This window comes from Streptomyces sp. NPDC001056, from assembly GCF_053598955.1.
On record NZ_JBSFLI010000003.1, the window covers coordinates 195,685 to 202,792 of the forward strand.

Sequence of the window (7,108 nt, forward strand, 5' to 3'; positions counted from 1 at the left end):
GTGAGGTTGTATGACGATCAGGGCGAGGCTGTGGATAACTCGCGATGACGGTCGGTGATCGGATGCATCCTGGGCGCATGACGGATCGGATGGGCCGGATGGGCCGGATGGGCCCAACAGAGCGGTCGGGCCAGGCAGGGCGGACGGGTCGGGCGGGCGCGGACCAGGTGGGGCACGCGGATCAGGCGCGACAGGCGGATCGCTCGGATCGCTCGGATCTCTCGCGCCTTGAGAGGGAACTGCGCGCGTGCCTCCGCGGCGAGGTCCGCTTCGACACCGCCGCCCGCGCGCTCATGACCATGGACGCCTCCAACTACCGGCGCGTCCCCGCCGGAGTGGTCGCCCCGCGGGACGCCGAGGACGTGGCGGCGGTCCTCGACGTGTGCCGGGCGCGCGGGGTGCCCGTCGTTGCGCGCGGCGGGGGTACGTCGATCGCCGGACAGGCCACCGGCACAGGCGTCGTACTGGATTTCACGCGCCATATGAACGGCCTCCTGGAACTGGACCCGGGCTCGCGCACGGCGGTCGTGCAGCCCGGCCTGGTCCTCGACCGCCTCCAGCGCGCCGCCGCCCCGCACGGCCTGCGCTTCGGCCCCGATCCGTCCACGCACAGCCGCTGCACCCTCGGCGGCATGATCGGCAACAACTCCTGCGGCTCCCATTCGGTGGCCTGGGGGACGACCGCCGACAACATCGCGGAGCTGGACGTGCTCACCGCGCGCGGCCGGTCGCTGCGGCTCGGGCCGGGGTGGGCCGGCGCGCCCGAGGGGCTGCGGGAGCTGGCACAGGGCGAGCTGGCCCGGCTGCGCACCGGCTTCCCGGACCTGCCCCGCCGGATCTCCGGGTACGCGCTGGACGCGCTGCTGCCCGAGAAGGGCGCCGACGTGGCCCGCTCCTTCTGCGGCTCCGAGGGCACGCTCGGCATCCTCACCGAGGCGGTGGTGCGCCTGGTCGAGGCACCGCGCGCCCGCGCACTGGCGGTGCTGGGGTACGGCGACGAGAGCGCCGCCGCGGAGGCCGCCGCCGGTCTCCTGCCGCACGGTCCGCTGACGGTGGAGGGCATGGCCGCCGACCTGGTGCCCCCGGGGGCGGGACTGCCCGGGGGCGGTGCCTGGCTCTTCGTGGAGACGGGCGGACACACGGGGGCGGAGGCGCGTGCCCGTGCCGAGGAGATCGTCCGCGCGGCCGACGTCGTGGACGCCCTCGTGGTCACCGATCCCGCCGCCCAGCGCACGCTCTGGCGCATCCGCGAGGACGCGAGCGGTACGGCGACGCGGATGCCGGACGGCTCGGAGGCATGGCCCGGCTGGGAGGACTGCGCGGTGCCGCCCGCCCGGCTCGGCGCCTATCTGCGCGACTTCCGTGCCCTGCTGTCCGCCCACGGCCTGCGCGGCACCCCGTACGGCCACTTCGGCGACGGCTGCATCCACGTCCGCATCGACTTCGACCTGCTCACCGAGGCCGGCATCGGCCGCTTCCGGCGTTTCTCGCAGGAGCTGGCCGACCTGGTGGTGGCGCACGGCGGCTCGCTGTCCGGGGAGCACGGCGACGGCCAGGCCCGCGCGGAGCTGCTGCCGCGGATGTACGGCGCCGAGACGGTACGGCTCTTCGAGCGCGCCAAGGCCGTCTGGGACCCCGACGACCTGCTCAACCCCGGCATGCTGGTCCGCCCCGCCCCGCTCGACGGCAACCTGCGCTTCGCGGTGCTGCCGAGCGAGCCCGTGGACGTGGCCTTCGGCTACCCGGCCGACGGCGGCGACTTCCGCGCGGCCGTCCGCCGCTGCGTCGGCGTGGCCAAGTGCCGTACGACCACGGCGGCCGGCCCCGCCGTGATGTGCCCGTCCTTCCGGGCGACCGGCGAGGAGGAGCACTCCACCCGGGGCCGGGCCCGGCTGCTGCACGAGATGCTGGCGGGGGAGCTGATCACCGACGGCTGGCGTTCCCCCGAGGTCCGCGACGCCCTCGACCTGTGCCTCTCCTGCAAGGGCTGCCGCACGGACTGCCCGGTCGGCGTCGACATGGCCACCTACAAGGCCGAGTTCCTGCACCACCACTACGCCGGTCGCCGCCTCCCCGCCGCCCACCACAGCATGGGCCGCCTGCCCGAGTGGCTGCGCTGGATCGCCCGCACGCGTACGGCTCCCCTGCTGAACGCGCTCGCCTCCGTCCCGCCCCTGGCGGCCGCCGCGAAACGCCTCGGGGGGATCGCGCCCGAGCGGCGGCTTCCCCGGCTCGCCCCGAGAACCTTCACCGGCTGGTGGCGGCGTCGAAAGCCCGCGCGGGCCCGGTCCACCGGAGACCTGGTGGTCCTCTGGCCGGACACCTTCACCGAGCACCTCTCCCCGTCGGTCGGCCGCGCGGCGGTCCGCGTCCTGGAGTCCGCGGGCCTGCGGGTGACCCTCCCGCCGGCGGCGCCGCCACGCCGGAGCGCGAAGGCCGCCCACCCGGCCACCCGTACGCGTGCCCCGCTGCTCCCCACCCGCGTCTGCTGCGGCTTGACGTACGTGTCCACCGGCCAGCTCGACCGCGCCCGCACGGTGCTGCGCCGCACGCTGGACCTGATGGAGCCGGTGCTGCGCGCGGGCGTCCCGGTCGTCGTGCTGGAACCGAGCTGTGCGGCGGCGCTGCGCACCGACCTCCCGGAGCTGCTGCACGACGACCCCCGCGCGGCCCGGCTCGCCTCCGCCGTCCTCACCTTCGCCGAGGCGCTGGAGCGGCACGCCCCGCACTGGACCCCGCCCGCCGTGGACCGTCCCGTCGCCGGCCAGACCCACTGCCACCAGCACGCGGTCCTCGGCGACGCCCCGGACCGCCGGCTGCGCGGGTCCGCCGGCCTCACCGGGGACCTCTCCGGCGGCTGCTGCGGCCTGGCGGGCGACTTCGGCTTCGTGAAGGGGCACTTCGAGGTCTCCCGGGCCTGCGCGGAGGACCAGCTCCTCCCCTCGATACGCGAGGCGGCGCCGGACACGGTGATCCTGGCCGACGGCTTCTCCTGCCGCACCCAGCTGGAGCAACTGGCCGGGACCCGCGGACGCCACCTGGCGGAGGTGCTGGCCGAGGCGCTGGAGACGGCGGAGAAGGCGAGGACGCCGGACGGGGACACGGGGCAGGGGAGCTGACGACCCGGCACCTGACGGGCTGTTTCCATAGGGTGAGGTGATCAGCGAACCGTGAAGGAGCCACGCCTGTGAGCCTCACCGTCCGACCGGTCACCCGGGCCGAACATCTCGCCTTCGTGGCGGCCCGTCCCTCGGCCAGCCACCTCCAGCTGCCGTCCTGGGGGGATGTGAAGCCGGACTGGCGGGCGGAGAGCCTGGGATGGTTCGAGGCGGACGGGCGGCTCGTCGGGGTGGGGCTGGTGCTGCTCAGACCGCTGCCCAAGGTGAAGCGGTATCTGGCGTACCTGCCGGAGGGCCCGGTCATCGACTGGGAAGCGCCCGACCTGGAGCGCTGGCTGGACCCGATGCTGGCCCACCTCAAGCGGCTGGGCGCCTTCTCGGTGAAGATGGGCCCGCCCGTCGTCGTGCGGCGGTGGAGCCCCGAGGCGGTCAAGGCGGCCATCGCCGACCCGGACGCGCACCGGCTGCGGGACGCGCCGCCGACCTCCGAGGAGCCGGGGGCGCTCGCGCTCGCCGACCGGCTGCGCGGCATGGGCTGGCGGCAGACCGAGCCCGGCGCCGAGGACGGCTTCGCCGCCGGACAGCCCCGGTACGTCTGCCAGGTGCCGTACGCCGGGCGGTCGTTGGAGGACATCCACCGCGGGCTCAACCAACAGTGGCGGCGCAACATCAAGAAGGCCGAGAAGGCGGGGGTGAAGGTCGTACGGGGAGGCTACGAGGACCTGCCGGCCTTCTACGGGCTGTACGCGGAGACGGCGGAGCGGGACCGTTTCATCCCGCGCCCGCCGGCGTACTTCCAGCGGATGTGGACGGCGCTCACCGCCGAGGACCCCGACCGGATGCGGCTGTACCTCGCGCAGCACGACGGAGAGGTGCTCGCCGCGGCCACGATGCTGATCGTGGGCGGGCATGTCTGGTACTCGTACGGCGCCTCCACCAGCCGCAGGCGGGAGGTGCAGCCCAACAACGCGATGCAGTGGCGCATGATGTGCGACGCCCATGAGCTGGGCGCCCACGTCTACGACTTCCGGGGCATCACCGACACCCTGGAGGAGTCCAACCACCTCCTCGGCCTGCTGCGCTTCAAGGTGGGCGCGGGCGGCGGGGCGGTGGAGTACGTGGGCGAGTGGGACTTCCCGCTGAACCGCCTGCTGCACAAGGCGCTCGATGTGTACATGGCGCGCCGCTGAGGAATCGCCGCCCGGGGGGGTGGGGGCGGAAAAAAGGGGGGGCGGCCCGGTATCCGGAAAGGGGCATCTCACCATCCAGGACAGACCCTAACGCGGTTCACACTCCTGACAGAGTCTCCTATCCTGGACTCCGCGGTACAGGGAGCTGTACACGATCCGAGCCGAACACCGGGACCGCCGTGAGCACCATCAAAACCCCCAGCGCCACCTCCGGGCCGTCCGCGACGACGCCCGTGTCCCCGCGCGCTCCGGGCCGTTCCGGCTCGCTCGGACCGGTCGGGCTGGTGCTGGCCGGCGGGGTGTCGGTGCAGTTCGGCGGCGCCCTCGCGGTGACGCTGATGCCGAGGGCCGGCGCGCTGGGCGTGGTGACGCTCAGGCTGGTCGCCGCGGCGGTGATCCTCCTGCTGTTCTGCCGCCCCCGGCTGCGCGGTTACTCGCGCGCCGACTGGGGCACGGTGATCGCCTTCGGTTTCGCCCTGGGCGGCATGAACAGCCTGTTCTACGAGGCGGTGGCCCGCATCCCGCTCGGCCCCGCCGTCACCCTCGAAGTGCTCGGTCCGCTGGCCCTGTCCGTGGTCTCCTCCCGCCGTCTGGTCAACGCGGTGTGGGCGGCGCTCGCCCTCGGGGGCGTGTTCCTGCTCGGCGGCGGGGGCTTCAGCGGGCTGGACCCCGTGGGGGTGGGCTTCGCCCTGGGCGCGGGCGCGATGTGGGCGGCGTACATCGTCTTCAGCGCTCGTACGGGCCGCCGCTTCCCGCAGGCGGACGGGCTGGCGCTGGCCATGGCGGTCGCGGCGCTGCTCGTGCTCCCGCTGGGCATCGCCTCGTCCGGCGGCCGCCTGATCGTGCCCACCACGGTCGGCCTCGGCGCGGCGGTGGCCGTCCTCTCCTCGGTCCTGCCCTACACCCTCGAACTCCTCGCCCTGCGCAACCTCCCCGCCGCCACCTTCGCCATCCTGATGAGTCTCGACCCGGCCCTCGCGGCCACCGCCGGCTTCCTCATCCTCGGCCAGTCCCTCTCCGTCACGGAGGCCGCCGCGATCGCCCTGGTCATCGCGGCGAGCATCGGCGCGGTGCGTACGCAGGTGGGCCGGGCGAAGGCGCCGGTTCCGGAGGCGTGAAGGGACCTGAGGGCCGCGTGGTCGTCGGACCGGAGCGGGCCGGTCACCACGAGCCCGTCGGTCACCACGGGTCCTCTCCCGCACCGACACGTGCCGCCGGCCTCCGCCGGTGAACGCCGACCGCGCCCAGCCGGCCCTCCCCCTCTCCCGCCCGGCCGCGCGGGGTGCCGGACCGGCCGGATGCGCAAGGGCGGGCCGCGTCGGGGCCGGGGCGGGTGTGTACGTTGGCGGGGAGGGGTTCGTGGCGTCCTCGGAGGCGTCGGCTACAGGCAGGGGAATACGAACGCATGGCACGTGTCGCCGTCATCACCGCGCCCAACATCGGCTACCGCAACACCGGGATGCTGACCGTCGACCTGGCCTTCGAGGCGATGCGGCGACGGATGGGCGACGGGGTCGAGGCGAGCTGGTACACCCTGCACCTGCCGCAGACCGTGCCGCTGCGAGGGTTGCGGGCGGGGGTGCGCGGTGCCGAACTCCCCTTCCGGTTCCGGTCGTTGATCGACGGGGTCGACGGCCTCCACGAGTACGACGCCGTCGTCTTCTGGGGCGACTTCCTGCACACCCGGCACTACCTCGCCCAGGACGCCGCCAACCGCCTCCTCGACTACGGGATCGCCGGGGACCGGGGCGCCGCCCGGGCCCTGCTCAACCGGACGCTGATGCTCGCCGATCAGCCGGACGACCTGTTCGAGCGCACCCTCAGCTACGGCGGCACGATCCTGCACAACACGCAGTCCGACTACGAGGACAAGGAGTACGGCCCCTTGTTCACGCGGCTGATGACGCGCAGCCACCGGGTCTGGGTGCGCGATCCGCTGTCGGCGGCCAAGCTGGCGCATCTGCGCGGGGACCGTACGACCGACCACTTCGGCTCGGACGCGGCCCTGCTGAACCGCCCCGGCGACCTCGACCGCCTCCCGGTCACCCCCTGGTCCCAGGACCTCCCGGACGGGGGCGCGATCGGGGTGTTCCTCGGCGCCCGCACGAGCATCCCCGAGTGGCTGCCCGGCTTCTGCCAACGGCTCGCCGAGCGGTTCGACGCGCCCCTGGAGTGGCTGCCGTGGTTCGAGGGGAACGTCCCGGCGCGGGTCGGCCACCTCCCCACCCGGCCCGGCGACCCCACCGTCGGCGACCTGCTCGGCGCCCTGCCGCGCTATCGCCTCGTCATCACCGACACCTACCACCTGTGCGTCAACGCCTGGGGCGCCGGCACCCCGGTGGTCTGCGTCGGGGCGCCCGAGCCCGTGCCGACGACCGACGACGACTACCTGACGCTCAGCGACGTGAAGAAGCACGTCCTGCACATGGCGTACGACGCGAGCGACTTCTACCTCCCCACGGCCCCCGACACCCCCGAGGGGCACGAGCGGCGGGCCGAGCGGATCGTGCGGCTCGTGGAGGGCGGGGGTGCGGCCGCCGTGGCCGAGCGGATCCGCGAGCACGCCGACTACTCGGCGCGCTCCTTCACGGAGACTCTCGCCTCGCTCCTGGCCTGACCCGGATTTCCTCCGGGCCTGCCTCCGGTCCCCTCCGGGCCTGCCTCCGGTCCCCTCCGGGCCCGCCTCCGGTCCCCTCCGGGCCTGCCTCCGGTCCCCTCCGGGCCTGCCTCCGGTCCCCTCCGGGCCTGCCTCCGGTCCCCTCCGGGCCTGCCTCCGGTCCCCTCCGGGCCTGCCTCCGG

General features: G+C 74.3%; 4 protein-coding genes. All 4 read left to right on the plus strand.

Features of this window, described 5'->3' with window-relative positions; translation table 11 throughout:
- Nucleotides 1-107: 107 nt before the first annotated feature.
- A complete protein-coding gene (locus tag ACWDD7_RS05655) occupies nt 108-3,119 on the plus strand; it encodes an FAD-binding and (Fe-S)-binding domain-containing protein (protein WP_450456555.1) in 3,012 nt (1,003 codons plus the stop codon).
- Between the two features lie 68 nt (nt 3,120-3,187).
- Nucleotides 3,188-4,309: a lipid II:glycine glycyltransferase FemX gene (locus ACWDD7_RS05660; RefSeq protein WP_450456465.1), complete on the plus strand. Its 1,122-nt coding sequence runs from the start codon at nt 3,188-3,190 to the stop codon at nt 4,307-4,309.
- A 188-nt stretch (nt 4,310-4,497) separates the two neighbouring features.
- Nucleotides 4,498-5,427 carry an EamA family transporter gene (locus ACWDD7_RS05665; protein WP_450456556.1) on the plus strand — a complete coding sequence of 310 codons (930 nt, stop codon included), beginning with the start codon at nt 4,498-4,500 and terminating at the stop codon, nt 5,425-5,427.
- 287 nt (nt 5,428-5,714) lie between these two features.
- The gene (locus tag ACWDD7_RS05670) at nt 5,715-6,926 is read left to right on the plus strand and encodes a polysaccharide pyruvyl transferase family protein (protein ID WP_450456466.1); all 1,212 of its coding nucleotides are present in this window, start codon (nt 5,715-5,717) and stop codon (nt 6,924-6,926) included.
- Nucleotides 6,927-7,108 lie beyond the last annotated feature (182 nt).

Excerpts from the sequence above, each read along its gene's own strand:
- ACWDD7_RS05670 (WP_450456466.1), top strand. The coding sequence starts at position 5,715 with ATGGCACGTGTCGCCGTCATCACCGCGCCCAACATCGGCTACCGCAAC.
- ACWDD7_RS05655 (WP_450456555.1), top strand. The coding sequence starts at position 108 with ATGGGCCCAACAGAGCGGTCGGGCCAGGCAGGGCGGACGGGTCGGGCG.